The following is a 17,831-nucleotide window of genomic DNA, read 5'->3' as shown; positions in this document are numbered from 1 at the left end:
ACTTACGCCGCTTCAGGCGTCTCCTTCGCGAGTCACGCGGCTACGCGGCACGCGGTCACGCGGTCAGGCGGTCAGGCGGTAACGAGACGAATGCTTTGTGTGCCGGATCAGTGATCCGGCCGCGTCGACGGTCATGGTCGGTCGTCTCCAGGTCCCACGCAAGGGCCTCGAACGTCAACGGCCCCTGACCACCCACTTGTTGGCGGCAGACGGCCAGGAGTGGGGCTGCGGTGGTCCAGCCGTTTCTCGGTTACCGGCAAGTTGAGACCGGTCCCGGGTGACGTCGCCTAGCGTCACCGCGCACCAACAGACCAGGACTTTGTCGTGCCATGTCCAGCGGTGAACGGGCGGCGGCTTCGTCCTGCCGTGAGGAGGCGCCAAGCATGCATCTACGGAGAATCCCGGATCCAACTGGCCGATCCCCGCAGGCGAAAGCACGCTCCGGTTCGCCGGGTGATCACGCGGGTCATGCCTGCCTGGTGCTGGTCAGGGACCCTCAACTGGCCGACGCCGTCGCCGTGGGGATGCGGTCGCGGTTCGCCGAGGCCGGCGCGGACCTGCCGGTGCTCGTACCGCCGATGTTCGGGGACGAGCTCGCCGCGCGGGGGACGGCGAGGCGGCTGCGGGCCTGGTGGGATCGGCAGCGCACCGGTGTGGAGTTGTCGGCAGCCACGTTGCTGATCGTCGACGTCGAGGAGGAACTGGCCTGCCTCGGGCGGGTCACGTACGTCGCGGTGCCGCCTGAGCTGACGAGGGCTCCTTCGCGCCGACGAGGTGCGGTGATCGAGGTGCCGGCGGCCACGGTACGTGAGTTGGTGGACGCCGTTGCGTCGGGCACGGTCGGTGCCGGCGATCGCGGTGCGCCGTCGAAGGGGGCGCAGTCGGAGTTCTCTCCCCCTGGCGGCGCCGGCAGGTGCCCCCAGCCGCGGTCGGAGTGGCACGCGAAGCCGCTGTGGGACCGCCAGTTGGTACGTGCGGCGGTGGTGACCGGGGCGCTGGGGTTCGGTGCGTGGCTGCTGCCGGCGGTCTTCGCTCCTGGTCAGGCGCAGGCCGCGACCGTGCAGCAGCAGCAAGAGCAGCCGGAGCTGCAGCAGGAGCAGCAGGAGCAGCAGGAGCAGCAGGAGCTGCAGGAGCTGCAGCAGCGTCAGCAGGAACGGCAACAGCCGCGCTATCAGCAGCAGTCGAGCGACGCGGCGTCGGCGCAGCGCGCGGATGCGGACTTCCCGCGTTCCGGGCAGCCATCGCTCGAGCAGGAGGCCCGAGAGCGCATTGCAGAGCGGCTGCGTGCCGCCGGGGTGGACGAGGAGGCGTTGCATCGGATTCAACGGGGGCTGCGGGCAGGTCCATCGCTCGATCCCGCTGACCGCGCCGCGGGCCCGCGGACGCTTCCGGCCCCCGTATCGCAGGACTCCGACGACTCGGATGAGGAGTCCGACAGCGGCGAGGACCCGGACACCGGTGACGTGAGCGAGGACTCCGGAGTACCGACTGCGGAACTGCCGGGCCTCGCTGAGCAGTCCGACGACGATGCCGACGAGGACTCAGGCAACGACTCCGAGGACTCTGACGACTCCGACGCCGAGGAGGACTCCGAGGACGACCTGTACGACGCCAGCTCCGGAGCATGGGCGGCGCCGCCGCAGCCCGGAGCGGAAACGAGCGCGACTCCGGACACGACTCCAGAAACGCCCGCTGCAGGTACGCCCGTGCCGGACATCCCTTACGCGGACAGGGCCGCGACGCCTGAGGGGGAGGGTGAGCCTCCGGCTCCGCCCGTGGGTGAGGCTCCGGACTCTGCCGACGGCGTCGCACCTGGAACCGAAGACGGTGCCGCACCTGCACCCGAGAGCGGTGCTCCCGCTCCTGGGGCTCCGGCCCCTGATGGCGGTGCTCCCGCTCCGGCTCAGGCCCCTGATGGTGGTGCTCCCGCTCCGGCTCAGGCGCCGCCGTCGGCGGAGCCTGGTTCGTCACCTTCGGAGCTGGCGCGTGCGGAGGAGGCGGAAGCGGAGCAGGCTCAGACGCCGCCTCCGGCTGCGCCTGAGCCACCGCCTGCGGAGTTCAGCTGGGGCGACTTCGCGGGGCGCACCTTCGACGGTGCCTACACCGGCTTCTTCTATGCCGATCGGGCCGCGGAAACCATCGGGGGTTTCAGGGACCCAGAGAATGCCCGCCCGGTTCCCGGACCAGATGGCAAACTCCCTGCAAGGAGCCTGGCATCAAAACTGGCTGGACCCATCGCCGGTGCTGCAGGCGGCCTTTACAACGCGAATGAGTACCTTGAGTCGACCACCAGCCCTGAGGAGCGGAGGTCCATCGAGCAGTGGAACGAGCACGCGCTGATGGACCTCCCCGACCCGGCGAGTAGCCCACCCACGTATGTCGGTGGACCGGTCAACGACGGCTGGGTGGGCAATCTGCCTCTTGAGGACCTCTGGGGGCCGCTGGCGGCGCCGTCTGCTTCGTCACCTTCGGGGCTGGCGCGTGCGGAGGAGGCAGAGGGCGCGCAGGCGCCGCCTCCTGCTCCTGCCCCGCCGGCTGGAGCCCCTGCTCCTGCCCGCCGGCTGGAGCCCCTGCTCCTGCCCCGCCGGCCGGAGCCCCTGCTCCTGTTCCGCCGCCTGCGCCCGTGGGTGAGGCCCCCGCACCACCGGCGCCTGCTTCGCCGGCGCCTGCAGGTGAAGCTCCCGCTCCGCCAGTACCCCCAGCGCCTGAAGGCGAGGCTCCGCCAGCTCCGCCGGCGCCTGCACCGGCGCCTGCACCGGCGCCGGAGGCTCCCGCTCCGCCTGCACCCGAGGGCGGGGCCCCCGCACCTCCGGCGCCCGAGGGCGAGGTCCCGGCTCCGCCCGCTCCAGGGGAGGAAGCTCCGCCTGCGCCTGCCCCGCCGCCTCCGGCTCCGCCTGGGCCTGAGGGTGAGGCTCCCGCACCTCCGGCGCCCGAGGAGGCTCCCGCTCCTCCGGCACCTGCAGATGAAGCGCCCGCTGCGCCTGCGCCTGCGCCTGAGGAGGAGGCCCCTGCTCCCGGGCCGGAGCCCGCGCCCGAGGAGGAAGCTCCCGCGCCTCCTGCGCCCGAGGAGGAAGCTCCTGCTCCGGAACCTGCGCCTGAGGAGGAGGCCCCCGCTCCTGAACCGGAGCCCGCGCCTGAGGAGGAGGCCCCCGCGCCTCCTGCGCCCGAGGAGGAAGCTCCTGCTCCGGAACCTGCGCCGGAGCCGGAGCCCGCGCCTGAGGAGGAGGCCCCTGCGCCGGAGCCGGAGCCCGCGCCTGAGGAGGAGGCCCCTGCGCCGGAGCCGGAGCCCGCGCCTGAGGAGGAGGCCCCTGCGCCGGAGCCGGAGCCCGCGCCGGAACCCCCGCCCGCGCCCGAACCGGCTCCGGCACCGTAGCCGCCGTCCCGCTGCCGCCCTCCCCTCCGGGCGGCAGCGGGCCTTCCCCGCGTACGAGTTCGGGAGCTTGGGGTGACGCCATGCCGGCCAAGGGGAAGGCCACGGCCCACCCAGCAGGATGGGGGCGGCCTGATCGACCTGATCGACCCCATCGGCCTGATCGGCCTGATCGGTCCGATCCGGGACGTCACTCGTCAGTAAGTGGCTAGCGTGGCCCCGAGCAACTGGGACGAGGAGGCAGACCCGATGACACTGTCGCCGCCGCGGCCACCGAGCAAGGTCAACCTGCTGCCGCCGGATTACGGAAGCCTGTCTCGCGGTATTCCGCCCGCGCAGCCCGGCCCTGTTCGTCATGGGCGTCAACGGCGGCATGAGCATGGCCCCCGACGCCGCCTTCCCCCTCGTGTTCGGCCGCAACGAACCGGAAGTCCACGTCTGCGTCGCGCCGGACGACACGCACGTCAGCCGCAAGCAGGGCTACTTCACGCGGGAGCACTCGCGATGGGTGCTGAACAACACCGGGCGCCTGCCGATCCGGCTCCCGGGGGCACACCTGGTGCTGGGCGGTGACCGGGTCGAGCTCCGGTCCGGGTTCACCCCGCTGTTCATCGTCGCCCCGAAACGGGAGCACTTGCTGGAGGTGCGGGTCGCCACACCGACGCCCGGGGCAGGGGATGGCGGTCTGGGCGAGGTCGCCACGCACGAGGGCGAGGTGTGGGACCTGACCGCGACCGAGAAGCTGGTCCTGATCTGCCTCGCCCAGCGTTATCTGCGCAACGACCCCATGCCGCAGCCTCTTCCCTGGGCGGAGGTCGCGGCCGAACTGGCGGATCTGCGCCCGGCGGAGACCTGGAGCAAGCAGCGGGCCGCACGCGTCGTAGCCGGCGTACGGACGAGGCTCAGCGGCTCGGTGTCCGGGCTCATGGAAGACGAAGTCCCCCAGCCCGTCGGCAACGCACTCAACCACAACCTGATCACCGAACTCCTTGTGACCACGACTCTCGTCAAGTCCGACCTGGCCCTCTTGGAGGGCGGCGGCGACCGCTGAGTGCCCCTGCGTGCCGCCCGCGGCGCTGACCGGCTGACCGGCTGACCGGCGTCCCCCTCGACAACGTGCCCAAGTCGGGCGCTGCACCGGGCTCGCTGCCTCCCGCGAGGTCGGCGCCGCGCTCGCGGGGTTCTCGCCGTTCATCGCGGCGGCGCTGCTCGGCTACGCGGACGGCGACCCCTGGCTCGTCGCCGTGTTCATGGCCGGGACGGCGGCGGTGTCCCTCGTGGCCCCCCAGAGCGCCGACGCCGCAGCCGATGTCGCGCCAGAGCGGTATGCGCCGTGCGCCTTGGGCCGCCAGGTTGCGTGGCACTTGATAAGGCCAACGGCGGCGAGGCCGAGACCGCGGTCGGTGAACAGCACAGCAGCGAGGTCGACCAGCTCCACCGGTGCCCTCTCATCAGCTGCGGACGCCGGGACCCGAGGGTAAGCGGGATCACCGTCGTGGGTGCGCTGGCGCTCTAGCGTCACGATGTGGATGATCAGGATCACGCTGGAGGTGGAGGATGCGTGCTGTGTGGAAGGGTGCGGTGCTTGCACAGGCGGAGCGGACAGTGGTGGTGGAGGACAACGACTACTTTCCGCCCGAGTCGCTCAACCGCGGGTACGTCTCTGAGAGCCGCAGGCGGTCACTGTGCCTGTGGAAGGGGATCGCCCGCTATTACGGGTTGATCGTCGACGGGCAGGATTACGCGAACGCCGCCTGGTGCTACCCGCATCCCAGCCTGTCCGCCAAAAAGATCAAAAGCCATGTCGCCTTCTCGAACGGCGTCACCGTGGAAGCCGTACCGGAGCCCGGACGATGACCGGCGCACGCCTGGCACGGATCGCCGCGTGGACGGTCGGTGTCGGAGGAGTCCTGGGCGGTACCTACCTGGGACTGGTGACCGGAGCGGTGCCCCTCGACGTGGGCGTCGGCCGGCGCACCCGGCCATTGGGCCCGCAGACCGTGGACATCGCAGCGGCCCGGGAGGTGGTCTTCGACGTGGTGGCGCAGCCGTACCTGGGCCGCGCCCCGCGAGCCATGCGCGAGAAACTCAGCGTGCTGGAGCGGGGCAGCGACCTGGTTCTGGCCGAACACTTCACGCCCGTTGCGGGCGGGAGGCTGAGGGCGGTCACGGTGGAGACGGTGCGCTTCTCCCGGCCCGGGCGCATCGACTTCCGGCTGGTCCGTGGCCCGGTTCCGCAGGTGACCGAGTCCTTCGTGCTGAGCGAGCACGCATCGGGGACACGACTGGTGTACGAGGGGCAGATGGGTACGGACCTGTGGGCGCTCGGACAGTGGTGGGGAGCCGCGGTTGCCGCCCGCTGGGAGGCGACCGTCGCTGCGTCGCTCGCCTCTGTCAGGGAGGAAGCGGAGCGCAGAGCGCGGAGTTGAGGCCGCGTGACGGTGTGCCGGATCGCATGGATCACACCGCTGTCCCGCCGATCGCGTCGAGGGCTGAGGTCACTGTCTTCTTGAGGCGGCGTGCGTCCGCGCCGGCGCGCGATCGCAGGTTCACCCCGTGTGCGAGCAGCGCCAGCACCTCGGCCGCGGCAGCGGGATCGCTGCCCAGGGCCAGTTGATCCTGCGCCTGGGCGGTGACGAGGGCCGCGTGCAGCGCGTCGCGCAGGCGATCGTGCTGCCGGTCGAGGAGCGCCCGCACGCCGGGGTCGCCGTTCTCGGCGCCCGCGTGCGCATTGGAGACCATGCAGCCCCACTGGGCGAACTCGCCCCGGCAGCGCGTCTCTATCAGCCGGGTGAAGAAGTCGGTGACGGCGGGCAGTCCCCGATGGTCCTCCGTGAGGCGGTCGAGGACCGGCCGGGTGCGGCTCTCGGCATAGCGCTCCAGAGCGGCGCGGTAGAGCTCCGTCTTGCCGCCGAACGTGGCCAGGCCGACCGCGCGCTTCCCGTGGGTGCCCAGGCGCCCGGCTTCAGCCTGCCGAGCGCAACCGGACGGACCGTCACGCTGGACGGGCTGCTGGCCGAGGGGCCTGCCGTGCTGACCTTCTATCGCGGCGCATGGTGCCCGTACTGCAACATCGCCCTGCGCTCCCTGCAACAGCACCACGACGCCATCGCCGCGCACGGTGCCCGGCCGGTGGCCGTCTCCCCGCAGATCCCCGACGAGTCCCTGTCCCTGACGGAGAAGCACGAGTTGGCCTTCGACGTCCTCAGCGACATCGGCGCCGACACGGCCAAACAGTACGGACTCGCCTACGACCTGCCGGGCGACCTGGCCGGGGTCTACGACAGGCTCGGCTTCGACCTCCAGCGGGTGAACGGGGGCCACGCACGTACCTTGCCGTTGCCCGCCACCTACGTCATCAACCAGGCCGGCGCCATCCAATGGGCCTTCGTCGACACCGACTACACCAAGCGCGCCGAACCGGCCGACATCATCGCCGCGCTCCACTCGCTGGGCTGACCCAGTCCGCATGGAGGGCTCTTCGGTGAGCGCGCTTACAGTTCCGCCCGCTCTCGCGGGCCTAGCGTGCGGGACATGACGCTGCGGATCGTGTTCGGTGCGCTGTATGCCGCGATGGCGGCGGGGCAACTCGCTTCCTTCGGGCAGATGCCCGCGATCATGACGGCGTACGGGCTGGTCACCGACGCGGGTGCCGGCGCGCTCGCAGTGGCGCTGATCGCGGGCGAACTGGTCAGTGGGCTCTGGCTGCTGGCCCGTCCGCGATCGCGAGCGATCACGCCGGTGTGGGTGTTCACCGCGGTCGCGGTGGTCTGGGCGCTGCTGGCCGTCCAGGCCTACATACGCGGTCTCGCCGTCACGAACTGCGGCTGCTTCGGGATCTACCTGGCCCAGAGCCTGAACTGGGTCGTCCTCATCCAGGACGGGCTCTTGCTGCTCTATGCAGGGTTGCTGCTCCGCGCGGCACGGCGCCCGGGAGAAACCAGGTCGCAGGAGGCGGTGAGTGAAGTCCACCGTAGGTGATCGCTTCGAGGTGGGAACGCTCACCCCGATGACCACTGCCCTGGTGATGGAGCCGTGCCGGGCGGCCCGACGCGCGCCTCCGACACGAGCCCTCGCCGATGCCCCACTGCTCCCGCGCTGACGACCAGGAAGGCTCGCCGATGCCTGAGACGCCCCAAGGTCCCCGGACGACCGTGCCTCGGAAGCGGGACCGGGAGGAGGTGTTCGTAGAGTTCACCAAGTCCATCTGCCCGCTGTGCAAGACGCCGGTCGACGCACAGGTCAACATCCGTGACGACAAGGTCTACCTGCGTAAACGCTGCCGCGAGCACGGCGAGTTCGAGGCGCTTGTCTACGGGGACGCCGAGGAGTACATGTCCTCGGCGCGGTTCAACAAGCCGGGGACGATTCCGCTCGCCTTCCAGACGGAGGTGAAGGACGGTTGCCCGAGCGACTGCGGGCTGTGCCCTGAACACAAGCAGCACGCCTGTCTGGGAATCATCGAGGTCAACACCGGCTGCAATCTGGACTGCCCGATCTGCTTCGCCGACTCCGGCCACCAGAGCGACGGTTACTCGATCACACACGAGCAGTGCGAGCGGATGCTGGATGTGTTCGTGGCCTCCGAGGGGGAGGCGGAGGTGGTGATGTTCTCCGGCGGAGAGCCCACCATCCACAGGCACATCCTGGACTTCATCGACCTCGCCCAGGCCCGCCCCATCCGAAACGTGAACCTCAACACCAACGGCATCCGGCTCGCCACCGACCACAACTTCATCGCCGAGCTAGGGCAGCGCAACCAGGTGCCGGGCCGGTCGGTGAACGTCTACCTGCAGTTCGACGGCTTCGAGGAGCGCACCCACCGCGAGATCCGCGGCCGGGACCTGCGTACGTTCAAGCAGCGAGCGCTGGACAACTGCGCCGAGGCCGGGCTCACCGTCACCCTCGTAGCCGCGGTCGAGCGCGGCCTGAACGAGCACGAGCTCGGCGACATCGTCGAGTTCGGCATCGACCACCCCGCCGTACGGTCGGTGGCCTTCCAACCCGTCACTCACTCCGGCCGTCATGTCGCCTTCGATCCGCTGGACAGGCTCACCAATCCCGACGTGATCAAACTGATCAACGCTCAACGGCCGCAGTGGTTCCGGAAGGGGGACTTCTTTCCCGTGCCCTGCTGCTTCCCCACCTGCCGCTCGATCACCTATCTGCTGGTGGACGGCGAGCCGGGGAATCGGAACGTCGTGCCCATTCCGCGGCTGCTGCAGGTCGAGGACTACCTTGACTACGTCACGAACCGCGTCATGCCGGACGCCGGCATCCGCGAGGCGCTGGAGAAACTGTGGTCTGCCTCCGCGTTCATGGGCACGGAGACGACGGAGGCGCAACTGCACGCCACCGCTCAGGCCCTGGACTGCGAGGAAGCGTGCGGAATCGATCTGCCCGAGGCCGTGAAGAACCTGGGCGACAAGGCGTTCATGATCGTGGTCCAGGACTTTCAGGACCCCTACACCCTCAACGTCAAACAGCTGATGAAGTGCTGCGTGGAGGAGATCACCCCCGATGGAAGGCTGATCCCCTTCTGCGCGTACAACTCCGTGGGCTACCGCGAGCAGATCCGCGCACAGATGTCCGGTGTCCAGGTCGCCGATGTGGTGCCCAATGCTCTGCCGCTGGCAGCACAGCTCACCGACACCGCCTACGGCTCCAAGACGGCCCGTCACGCATCCGCGTCCGCCGGCGAAGGGAACCCGGAATGACCGACCAGAGCCCCAGCCCTTCCGCCGCATCCGGTGACGGGCTCAAGGACTGTTGCGCGGCCTCATACTCCTCCGACGTGGTCGCCCTGCTGCTCGGCGACTCCTACCACCCCGGCGGCAGCGCCCTCACACGGCGCCTTGCCGAGGGTCTTCAGCTCACGAAGTCGAGCCGCGTACTCGACGTGGCCTCAGGCCGCGGCACCACAGCTCTTCTCCTCGCCGACACCTACGGCGTGCGGGTGGAGGGCGTGGACTACTCCCCGGCAAATATCGCCCTCGCCCAGGGCGCCGCCTCCGCCGTCGGACTCGGCGACCGCGCCACCTTCATCACGGGTGACGCCGAGGGCCTGCCCCACCCGGACGGGGTCTTCGAGGCAGTGGTTTGCGAGTGCGCGCTGTGCACCTTTCCCGACAAGGCCCAGGCCGCCGCCGAGTTCGCCCGTGTTCTGACCCCTGGCGGCCGGGTCGGAATCACTGACGTCACGGCCCTCCCCGACCGGCTCCCGCCGGAACTGACGGGTCTTGCCGCGCGGATCGCCTGCATCGCTGACGCCCGCCCGCTGTCCGAATACTCACAGATCCTGGCCGCCGCAGGGCTGCGTACGGTGCGCACCGAGCGCCACGACCAGGCGATGACCCGCATGATCGACCAGATCGAGGCGAGGCTGAACCTGCTGCACATGACCGCCTCGACAAACCTCATCGCCGCGGGCGTCGACCTGGACGCGGCACCACCCGTACTGGCCGCCGCCCGCACCGCCGTCTCCGACGGCACCCTCGGCTACGCCCTGCTGATCGCCGAGAAGTCCCGCTGAGCAGCAAAGGGACGTATGAGGGACGTGGCATGCCCGCATTCGTCACCTCCGCCCCGGAACATGGGGACAGTGACTCCGCTGGGCAGCCGCCACATCCGAGTCAGCCTTGACGCACACCTTGAGACCCGAGGTGTTCTCGGTGCCCTGGCCCGTCGGCTCCTGCTCGCCCGGATCGGCCGGACCGGCCGTCAACTGGGCGACGACCTGCGCCACTTCGTCGAGCACGGTACGCCGTCACGACGCAGCGGCAACTCGACCGTGTGCACTCACGCTGGTCTCCCCGCGTGCAGCACGCTCAGCGCGAGCCGCCCCGGCCATGTCCGCAAGCGTCCGCGTCTCCTCAGCATCTGCACCGCACCGTGCTCGCCCACCGCACCAGCCGGTCGTCATCGAGGCATCCCTCATTGGGCGGGGGCGCCGAGATCGATGAGCAAGACCACGATCGCCCCCGCGAACCCACAGAGAGCGAGGGCCGCGGCCCTGTCCGCGTTGTTCCGCAAACGCACCATCAGACGCTGTCGAGTCATCTCTGATCCACCTGTGCTCTCTTGAGGCGTTCATGCCCAGGAAGGTTCGGGAGGGGCTGAATTCGGCGCTGTTCCAGTGGAGTCGGTCCATCGCGGCTCCCCCGGAAAGCTGCCGTGGACGGTGCGCAAGGTCGGAGCGTGTGTGCACGCCCGTCGACAGCGCGATCCGTGCGCCGGCGGGGTGTGCTGTCACGAGGGCGAATTGACGGTGTCTTCGCGGGTCGGCGAGACGTACGTCTGCTGTGGGCGCCTGGCCACGAGGTTCAGGGAGCCCTGCGCCCGACAGGCTTCAGTCAGGGACCCGGGCGTTCAGGCGTCGGTGACGGCCGCCGTGACGATGTCGGCGAACCCTTTCATGCCCAAGGCGTTGGGGTGGAACGGGGCGGCGGGGGACGCCGGCACGTAGGGCTCGATCCAGCGGGTGCCCGGCGGACGGCAGACGTCGTGTCCCGTGCTCCCGGCCGCCAGGTCGATGTAGTGGACGCCCTTCGCGGCGGCGCGCTGTTCCAGCATGGTGTTGAGGTGCCCGATGGTGCTGTGGATGTAGGTGGCGTCGCGCGGCAGGATCGGCACCCTGGGGTGACAGCCGCCGGGCGGAAGGTAGCTGCCATAGCCGACGACGTGCACCGCGGCCCTGGGTGCACGGGCCTGTATGGCGCCGATGGTGTCGTCGATGCGGGGCGCGAGGTCGGCGATCTTCTCCTTCCACTGATCGCGCCCGTTGTCCTGGTAGGTGTCGGCGCAGCGGCTCGTCAGCGGCAGCCGCAGCGGGCTGAGGCAATCGCCCATCAGGCTGCTCAGGGAGATGTCATTGGCGCCGATGTGGAGGGTGACGAGGGTGGTGTCCGCGTCCAGCGCGTCAAGCTGAGGTGGCACCGCGCCCAGTGGGGTCTTCTGTGAACCCGTCAGGTCGGTGGTCTTGGCGCTGGAGCACGTCACGTCTGTGAACTCCGCGGTGCCGAGCGCCCGGGCGGTGCGGGCGGGGTAGTTGCGGGTGGTCCGCAGGCAGCCGGGCTGCCGTAGGTCCGGCGGGAGGATCAGCGGCCCGGCGGCGGCCGAGTCCCCGAGCGCTACGTACCGGACCTTCGCGGACTGCTGCGCGGGGGTGCTCGCCTTGGCTGCTGTGGTCGCCTTGGTGGCTGTGCTGCCGGTGTTCGCCGTGGCCGCGTCCGCCGTGGCCGTGGTGGCCGTGGTGGCCGTGTTCGCTGTGGTGGCCGTAGTCGACGGCTCCGCGCCGGAGTTCCGGCGGAAGTCCGACCAGGCCGGATCGTTGCACAGCCCGCAGTCCGGTCCGAAGAACAGCGCTCCCGCCGCGGCGTCGCCCATCAACTGATGACGGAACCAGGCGGTGGTGGCTCCGCGGAAGCCGCCCGCGTCGCCCACTGTGGTCACATGGCGGGCGCCCTTCAACTCGGCGTAGACGGCCGGTACTTGGTCGGCGTGGTCATACAGGGACCGCACCAGGGCGGGTGGCACGATCAGGTCGCGTTCGCCGGCCAGGAAGAGCGCGGGTCCGCGCAGGGCCGAGGGGGAGTTGAGCGGCCCCGGCTGGATCGGCGCGGTGGTCTTCACCCGCCGGTCGGCTCCGGCGTTGATCGCGCCCGAACCGCCTTGGGAATGCCCGCTGGCGCCGATGTTGGCGAGGTCCACCCGCTCGTGGAACTCGCTCCTCGGGTCGGCGTTCCAGTCGGTCAGCTTGTCGATGCCATGGAGCATCGAGATGCCGAAGTTGCCGTTCGGGGTGTTGGCGGCGGCGACGATGAATCCCTGGCCGGCCCAGTGCCGCAGCAGGGAACTGTAGACGCCGGGGATCACGCCGGTGCCGTTGCCCCAGAGGATCACCGGGTGCTTGCGCCCGCCGTCGCCCATGCCGTCCGGATAGTAGAAGGTGTGCGTCACGCCGATCTTGACTTTGACGCCGTACGGTCCCGGGTTCTCCCAGGGGGCTGCCGCGCTCTCCGTCGCCGGTGCGGGCTCCTCCGGTTCGGCCGCGGCTGTGGGCAGCGCCGGCAAGGTGAGCAGTATCAGCGCCGACACCACTGCGATGAGCGGTCCGGCGATACGTCGTCGCCACGTCATCGTGGCCTCCTCATGACGATGGGGGGTACGTCTCGCGGCTCACCAAAGCACCGGACCACGGCCGGATACAGACACCTCGGGACAGGTCGGGGCAGGCGACCAACCCGAGGCCGCCACGGCTGTGCAGCGCGCACAACACCATGGCGCGCGGGGTCCGTCCGTGCGGGGGTCCGGCTGCGCGGGTGGGGCGAACGCCAGGCTCAGACCGAGGGGGCCACGAAGACGATCGCCGCCACCACCTCGCGGTCCCCGTACCGGCGCCGTCCTCCGCGCCGTGGACCCTGGACTGCGCAGGCGGCACCCGCTTGCTGGGACAGCTCCCGCAACCCGTCGGGCACCGTGCGCTCCAGCACCCCCTGCAGGCCACCGGCCTGACAAGCCGAATGAGACGAGCGCCGACAGGGGCCTAGCTGGCGCGCGACCGGACGGCGGCCGTGGGCGTGAGCTGCTGAACCGCTGTCAGGGCGAGAGAGCTCTCGACGATGTGCGCGGGATCGGTCAGCGAGCGCCCGGTGAGCTGTTCCAGCCGTCGCAGCCGGTTGGCGACGGTGTTGCGGTGGCAGTACAGGCGCTGTGCGGCGGCGGACATGGAGCCTGAGGACGTCAGCCAGACCTCCAGCGTGCTCAGCAGCGTGGCGCAGTCGTCGGGCGGCAGGGAGAGGACCGGGCCGAGGACCACCGTGCGCAGCCGTCCGGCCAGTTCGGTCTGCGCGGCGACGAGCGCCATCGGCAGACGCTCATCGAGCAGCGCGGTCTTCGGGCTCGTACGTCCGCAGGTGCGCAGTGCCAGCTCCGCCAGCCAGCGGGCACGTCCCACCTCGGAGAGGGCGCCGACGGCCGCGCTCACTCCCGCCCGTACGGCGTGAGGCGCGAGCAACTCCCGCAGTGTCTCCACGGGACGGTCCCCGAGGTGGACCAGGCCTGTCTCGCCGTCAGCGCGGATGCGCCACAGGATGCGCACGCCGGATGCCTCGCCCGGGAAGCCGGGGTCGGAGGAAGGCGGTCGCCCCGCGGGGTCGGCACGCAGGACGACGACGGCGTACCGGGCACGTTCCGGGAGTCCCAGCAGCGCCGCGGCTTCCGAAGCGAGCCCCGCCGCCCCGGTGCCTTCGAGGAGCGCGTCCAGGAGGGCGTGCCGTCGCACCTGGTCGCGTGCGGCCCGTGCGGCGTCGGCCTGCCGGTAGGACTCGGCGACCGCGTCCGTGATCTGTTCCACCACGTCCCAGATGACGGACACGACGGGCAGCAGCGTGGGCAGGGCCTCCGGCTCGCGTTCCGCGACGACCTCGGTGACGACCTCCCACAGCAGGCGTCCGCCGCGCCGGTAGGCGTGCAGCAACGACGCCAGCGGCAGGCCCTGCTGCACCCTGCGGTGGCCGGTGCTCAGTGCGTCGTCCAGGTCGATGGGCAGACCCTGCGAATGCTGGGTCACGGCGGTGAGCGCCTGGCACAGGTTGCGGTGGATGCGCTGGGACAGCTCGGTCCTGGTGATCAGTGAGGCGTAGGCGGGGTCGTCGCGCAGCGTCGTAGCCGCCAGGTCGTCGGCAGCCGACGCGAAGCGGCCGGTCAACTCGTCCCGGATCGCCTCGATGATTCCCGGCACATCGTCGGGGAGCGCGTTCGGTGACACTGCGGCCGGCTCCATGACGGGCAGCGTGGCACGGCGCGTCGGTGAACGGTAGGGACGGGCGGCAGCGCACCGCTTTCCTTGTGCACCGTGCACAAGGGAGCCACATCCTTGTTTGGCCGTGGCAACGGCTTCGGCGATACGCCTGGGACAACAGGCCGTCCGGATGCTCGGATGCAGGCGACCGGGAGCCGCCGGATCGTCAGCCGTCCCCGAGGGGCTTTTCGCCCGGAATTGCGGCGCGGCGCTCTCCGTCACCTCTCCCGCGTCACAACCCCCGGAGCGTGAAGCAATGGACAGCCATGGATAAGACCTCAGCCGGATCCTCGATCCCGCGGAAGAACAATCGGCGCAAGGTGGCCGCTGCCGCAGCGGCGGCCTCGGCGGTTGAGTGGTACGACTACTTCATCTTCGGCATAGCTGCCGCGCTCGTACTCGGCGGCAAGTTCTTCCCTTCCAGCAGTCCCGTCGCAGAAGTCCTCTCCGCCTTCGCGACGTTCGCGGTCGGTTTTCTCGCCCGGCCCGTCGGCGGCATCATCGCCGGACAGCTCGGCGACAAGCGCGGCCGCAAGCCGATGCTCGTACTGGCGCTGACCACGATGGGTCTCGCCACCACCGCCATCGGTCTGCTCCCCGGATACGACCAGATCGGTGTCGCAGCTCCTATCGCCCTTGTCGCCCTGCGCGTTCTTCAGGGCCTGGCCGTCGGGGCGCAGTGGGGCGGGGCGATGCTGATGGCGACCGAGTACGCACCGGAGGGCAAGCGGGGACTCTACGGCAGCCTCGTGCAGATGGGCGTGCCCATCGGTGTGGTGACGGCCAACGTCGCCTTCCTCGTCACCGGGAGCGTGACGGATGACGCCGCCTTCAGCTCGTGGGGCTGGCGGATACCGTTCGCCGTCGGCATCCTCGTGCTGCTGCTTGCCTGGTACATACACACGCGGGTCGAGGAGACCCCGGAGTTCCGCGAGGCGGAGCGTGAACTGGCCGAACGTGAGGGCGCGGCCCGCTCGCCGCTGCGCACCGTCATGCGGCACCACTTGGGCACCGTCCTGCTGGCCGGCGGCTCCTTCGCCGTCAACACGGCCACGTTCTACATCATCATCACGGGCGTATTGGACTACACGACGCGCAACCTGCACATGGAGCGCAGCTCGGTGCTGATGGTTTCGCTGCTGGTCAGTCTCACCCAACTCGTGCTGATTCCCGGGGCCGCAGCCGTCTCGGACCGCGTCGGGCGATTGCCCGTCTACACGGCCGGGGCCGTCGGACTCCTCGTCTGGGCGGTGCCGATGTTCCTGCTCATCGACACCGGGTCACTGTGGCTGCTGGGGGTCGGCACGTTCGTCACGAGCTGCTTCCTCAGCATCATGTACGGGCCCCAAGCCGCCCTGTTCGCCGAGTTGTTCACGGCCGAGATGCGCTACACCGGTGCGTCGCTGGGCTATCAGTTCGCGGCGGTGGCCGGCGGCGGTCTGGCTCCGTTCATGATGGTGCTGCTGCTGGAGGCGAGCGGTACGTCGATGGCTGTCTCGGCCTACATCATGGCTCTGGCCGTGATCGCGCTCGTGTCCATCGCCGTACTGGCCAAGCGCGCCCGTGTACGGCGGGACGCAGACGCGCCGGCGGATCCCGCCCCGGCCACCGGCCTCGACCGATGAGTCGGACCTGTGACGAACCGGAGATCTGAACCGGTGACCTGAATCGCCATCTCCCGCCGGTGACGGCAGCGCAGCGCCACCACCATGCGGCTCGACCCGGTGGCCCTGCTCAAGGCCTCGACGTCCTCGATCCGGAAGCCGCCGCCGGCACCGACTGCCACCTCCTGCCCGACACCCGGGTGTACGCCCCCACTTACCGACCGTTCCTCCTTCCTCCAGGAGTCCTTGTGCTGAGCACCATGCAGCGCCGACCGCTGACCGTGACCACCCTGCTGCACCACGGCGCCACCGTGCACGGCCGCAGCGAAGCCGTCACCTGGACGGAAGGAGGAGCCAGACGTCTCACCTACGCCGGGACCGTGGCCCGTGCGACCCGCCTGGCCGCCGCCCTGCGCGGCCTCGGCATCGACGGCGACCAGCGTGTCGCCACCCTGATGTGGAACAACCAGGAGCACCTGGAGGCGTATCTGGCAGTCCCCGCGATGGGCGCCGTCCTCCACCCCTTGAACCTGCGGCTGCCGCGCGGGCAGCTCTGCCACATAGCCCGCCATGCGGACGACCGGATCGTCCTCGTCGACGAGAGCCTGCTGCCGCTGCTCACTCCCCTGCTGCCCGAACTCCCGGGCATCCGGCATGTGATCGTCGTCGGCGGCGCGCAGCCGCCCGAGCCGCTGCCGGGCGTGGCGACCCACATGTACGAGGAGCTGCTCCGCGAAGCGCCCGAGAAGTTCGACTGGCCCGATCCTGACGAGGACTCGGCCGCGGCGATGTGCTACACGTCCGGAACGACCGGCGACCCCCAGGGAGTCGTCTACTCCCACCGCTCGGTCTTTCTGCACTCCATGCAGGTGTGCATGCCCGATGCCCTGTCCCTCGACGACTCCGTGCGGGCCCTCGCCGTCGTGCCGATGTTCCACGCGATGGCCTGGGGGCTGCCGTACGCGGCGCTGATGTCCGGTGCGTCCCTGCTGCTGCCGGGACCCCATCTGCAGGCGGCCCCGCTGGCCGAGTTCATCGCAGCCGAACGCCCCGGCACCGCCGCTGCCGTGCCGACCGTCTGGGGCTCCCTTCTCGCACACCTCGACGCATACGGCGGTGACGTCTCCTCCCTCCAGGAGGTGCTGGTGGGCGGCGCCGCCTGCCCGTCCGCGCTGATGACCGGCTTCGAGGAACGGCACGGAGTGCGGGTGATCGCCGCCTGGGGGATGACCGAGACGTCGCCGCTGGGCACGGTGGCACGTGCGCCGCACCACGCGGGGGACCCCGGGGACGCCCTGCGCTACCGGTCGACCGCCGGAAGGCCGCCGGCCGCGGTCGAACTGCGCCTGACCAACGAGAACGGCGACGTTCTGCCGCACGACGGCGCCACCGTGGGCGAGTTGGAGGTACGCGGGCCGTGGATCACCGGCTCGTACCACCTCACCGGCGCGCCGGAGAAGTTCCGGGACGGCTGGCTGCGCACCGGTGACCTGGGCACCATCACCCCCGACGGCTTCGTGACGCTGACCGACCGGGCCAAGGACGTCATCAAGTCCGGCGGCGAGTGGATCTCCTCGGTTGACCTGGAGAACCATCTGACGGCACACCCGGCCGTACGGGAAGCCGCCGTCATCGGCGTACCGGACGAACGCTGGGACGAACGCCCGCTCGCCGTGATCGTCTGGGCGGAGCACACCCAGCACAGCGGTGCATCAGCCGGATTCGCGGACCTGCGCACTCACCTCTCGGACCGGGTCGCACGCTGGCAACTGCCCGAGCGGTGGACCACGCTGAAGACCCTCCCCATGACCAGCGTCGGAAAGCTCGACAAGAAGGAGCTGCGCCGCCGGTACGCGGCGGGTGAGCTCGACGTCTCGGAAGTCAGCGGTGCGACGGCGGTGTGATGGATGCGGCGGTGGAAGCGGCCGAGGAGATGCATGACGCAGCAGGTGACGAGCCTGCTTGAGCGCCCGCTCAGCACCTCGTGAACCACCGCGTGCCGCGTCCCTGATCGTGGAGTGCTTGGTACCCGATGGGTTGTGGCGATCCATCACCC

Annotated in this window: 15 protein-coding genes; 9 read left to right on the top strand and 6 right to left on the bottom strand. The window is 70.3% G+C overall.

Going from position 1 to position 17,831, the window contains the following annotated elements; all coding sequences use genetic code 11:
* Positions 1–389 precede the first annotated feature (389 nt).
* Positions 390–1,316 carry a hypothetical protein gene (locus G4Z16_RS06150; protein WP_197349599.1) on the bottom strand — a complete coding sequence of 309 codons (927 nt, stop codon included), beginning with the start codon at positions 1,314–1,316 and terminating at the stop codon, positions 390–392.
* Positions 1,317–3,725: 2,409 nt separating this feature from the next.
* Here G4Z16_RS06150 and G4Z16_RS06145 point away from each other — a divergent pair.
* Positions 3,726–4,421 carry a hypothetical protein gene (locus tag G4Z16_RS06145; RefSeq protein WP_246530705.1) on the top strand — a complete coding sequence of 232 codons (696 nt, stop codon included), beginning with the start codon at positions 3,726–3,728 and terminating at the stop codon, positions 4,419–4,421.
* A 162-nt stretch (positions 4,422–4,583) separates the two neighbouring features.
* On the opposite strand, the gene G4Z16_RS06140 is transcribed toward G4Z16_RS06145, so the two are convergent.
* Entirely contained in the window at positions 4,584–4,913 is a 330-nt protein-coding gene (locus G4Z16_RS06140; protein ID WP_197349598.1) for a hypothetical protein, read from the bottom strand.
* Between the two features lie 14 nt (positions 4,914–4,927).
* Here G4Z16_RS06140 and G4Z16_RS06135 point away from each other — a divergent pair, with 14 nt between their 5' ends.
* Positions 4,928–5,227: a DUF427 domain-containing protein gene (locus tag G4Z16_RS06135; protein WP_197349596.1), complete on the top strand. Its 300-nt coding sequence runs from the start codon at positions 4,928–4,930 to the stop codon at positions 5,225–5,227.
* The gene (locus tag G4Z16_RS06130) at positions 5,224–5,799 is read left to right on the top strand and encodes an SRPBCC family protein (RefSeq protein WP_246530704.1); all 576 of its coding nucleotides are present in this window, start codon (positions 5,224–5,226) and stop codon (positions 5,797–5,799) included. The genes G4Z16_RS06135 and G4Z16_RS06130 overlap by 4 nt, the downstream gene beginning before the upstream one ends.
* Before the next feature lie 31 nt (positions 5,800–5,830).
* Here G4Z16_RS06130 and G4Z16_RS06125 read toward each other — a convergent pair whose 3' ends face one another.
* Entirely contained in the window at positions 5,831–6,187 is a 357-nt protein-coding gene (locus tag G4Z16_RS06125) for a TetR family transcriptional regulator C-terminal domain-containing protein (protein ID WP_425508148.1), read from the bottom strand.
* A gap of 6 nt (positions 6,188–6,193) precedes the next feature.
* Between G4Z16_RS06125 and G4Z16_RS06120 the strand changes: the two genes are divergently transcribed.
* The 4 genes from G4Z16_RS06120 to G4Z16_RS06105 all read left to right on the top strand — a co-directional run bounded on the left by G4Z16_RS06120 (position 6,194) and on the right by G4Z16_RS06105 (position 9,902).
* Complete coding sequence (locus tag G4Z16_RS06120; RefSeq protein ID WP_197349593.1) at positions 6,194–6,829, top strand: peroxiredoxin-like family protein; 636 nt, start codon at positions 6,194–6,196, stop codon at positions 6,827–6,829.
* Positions 6,830–6,904: 75 nt separating this feature from the next.
* Positions 6,905–7,351 (top strand): MauE/DoxX family redox-associated membrane protein, encoded by a 447-nt coding sequence (locus G4Z16_RS06115; RefSeq protein ID WP_197349591.1) that lies wholly within the window; start codon positions 6,905–6,907, stop codon positions 7,349–7,351.
* Positions 7,352–7,551: 200 nt separating this feature from the next.
* Positions 7,552–9,087 (top strand): radical SAM protein, encoded by a 1,536-nt coding sequence (locus tag G4Z16_RS06110; RefSeq protein ID WP_246530703.1) that lies wholly within the window; start codon positions 7,552–7,554, stop codon positions 9,085–9,087.
* Positions 9,084–9,902 (top strand): class I SAM-dependent methyltransferase, encoded by an 819-nt coding sequence (locus G4Z16_RS06105; protein WP_197349588.1) that lies wholly within the window; start codon positions 9,084–9,086, stop codon positions 9,900–9,902. Before G4Z16_RS06110 ends, G4Z16_RS06105 begins: the two co-directional genes overlap by 4 nt.
* Positions 9,903–10,738: 836 nt before the next feature.
* On the opposite strand, the gene G4Z16_RS06100 is transcribed toward G4Z16_RS06105, so the two are convergent.
* The 3 genes from G4Z16_RS06100 to G4Z16_RS06090 form a co-directional block, all read right to left on the bottom strand.
* Positions 10,739–12,508 carry a GDSL-type esterase/lipase family protein gene (locus G4Z16_RS06100; RefSeq protein ID WP_197349586.1) on the bottom strand — a complete coding sequence of 590 codons (1,770 nt, stop codon included), beginning with the start codon at positions 12,506–12,508 and terminating at the stop codon, positions 10,739–10,741.
* A 200-nt stretch (positions 12,509–12,708) separates the two neighbouring features.
* Entirely contained in the window at positions 12,709–12,861 is a 153-nt protein-coding gene (locus tag G4Z16_RS06095; protein ID WP_197349585.1) for a hypothetical protein, read from the bottom strand.
* A 53-nt stretch (positions 12,862–12,914) separates the two neighbouring features.
* A complete protein-coding gene (locus G4Z16_RS06090; RefSeq protein ID WP_197349584.1) occupies positions 12,915–14,153 on the bottom strand; it encodes a PucR family transcriptional regulator in 1,239 nt (412 codons plus the stop codon).
* 284 nt (positions 14,154–14,437) lie between these two features.
* Here G4Z16_RS06090 and G4Z16_RS06085 point away from each other — a divergent pair, with 284 nt between their 5' ends.
* Together G4Z16_RS06085 and G4Z16_RS06080 are read left to right on the top strand one after the other, a co-directional pair.
* Positions 14,438–15,796, top strand: coding sequence for an MFS transporter (locus tag G4Z16_RS06085; protein WP_197349583.1), 1,359 nt, complete (start codon positions 14,438–14,440; stop codon positions 15,794–15,796).
* A 227-nt stretch (positions 15,797–16,023) separates the two neighbouring features.
* Entirely contained in the window at positions 16,024–17,679 is a 1,656-nt protein-coding gene (locus G4Z16_RS06080; RefSeq protein ID WP_197349582.1) for a long-chain fatty acid--CoA ligase, read from the top strand.
* Positions 17,680–17,831 lie beyond the last annotated feature (152 nt).

Origin of the sequence: Streptomyces bathyalis, assembly GCF_015910445.1 — a bacterium.
GTDB classification, from domain to species: domain Bacteria; phylum Actinomycetota; class Actinomycetes; order Streptomycetales; family Streptomycetaceae; genus Streptomyces; species Streptomyces bathyalis.
This window is presented reverse-complemented; position numbering and strand designations above follow the sequence as displayed.

What these genes read in the sequence shown, in the direction of transcription:
- G4Z16_RS06150 (WP_197349599.1), bottom strand. Translation starts at nt 1,316, where the DNA reads ATGCAACGCCTCCTCGTCCACCCCGGCGGCACGCAGCCGCTCTGCAAT.
- G4Z16_RS06145 (WP_246530705.1), top strand. Translation starts at nt 3,726, where the DNA reads ATGGGCGTCAACGGCGGCATGAGCATGGCCCCCGACGCCGCCTTCCCC.
- G4Z16_RS06135 (WP_197349596.1), top strand. Translation starts at nt 4,928, where the DNA reads ATGCGTGCTGTGTGGAAGGGTGCGGTGCTTGCACAGGCGGAGCGGACA.
- G4Z16_RS06130 (WP_246530704.1), top strand. Translation starts at nt 5,224, where the DNA reads ATGACCGGCGCACGCCTGGCACGGATCGCCGCGTGGACGGTCGGTGTC.
- G4Z16_RS06120 (WP_197349593.1), top strand. Translation starts at nt 6,194, where the DNA reads ATGGTCCTCCGTGAGGCGGTCGAGGACCGGCCGGGTGCGGCTCTCGGC.
- G4Z16_RS06115 (WP_197349591.1), top strand. Translation starts at nt 6,905, where the DNA reads ATGACGCTGCGGATCGTGTTCGGTGCGCTGTATGCCGCGATGGCGGCG.
- G4Z16_RS06105 (WP_197349588.1), top strand. Translation starts at nt 9,084, where the DNA reads ATGACCGACCAGAGCCCCAGCCCTTCCGCCGCATCCGGTGACGGGCTC.
- G4Z16_RS06100 (WP_197349586.1), bottom strand. Translation starts at nt 12,508, where the DNA reads ATGACGTGGCGACGACGTATCGCCGGACCGCTCATCGCAGTGGTGTCG.
- G4Z16_RS06090 (WP_197349584.1), bottom strand. Translation starts at nt 14,153, where the DNA reads ATGGAGCCGGCCGCAGTGTCACCGAACGCGCTCCCCGACGATGTGCCG.
- G4Z16_RS06085 (WP_197349583.1), top strand. Translation starts at nt 14,438, where the DNA reads ATGGATAAGACCTCAGCCGGATCCTCGATCCCGCGGAAGAACAATCGG.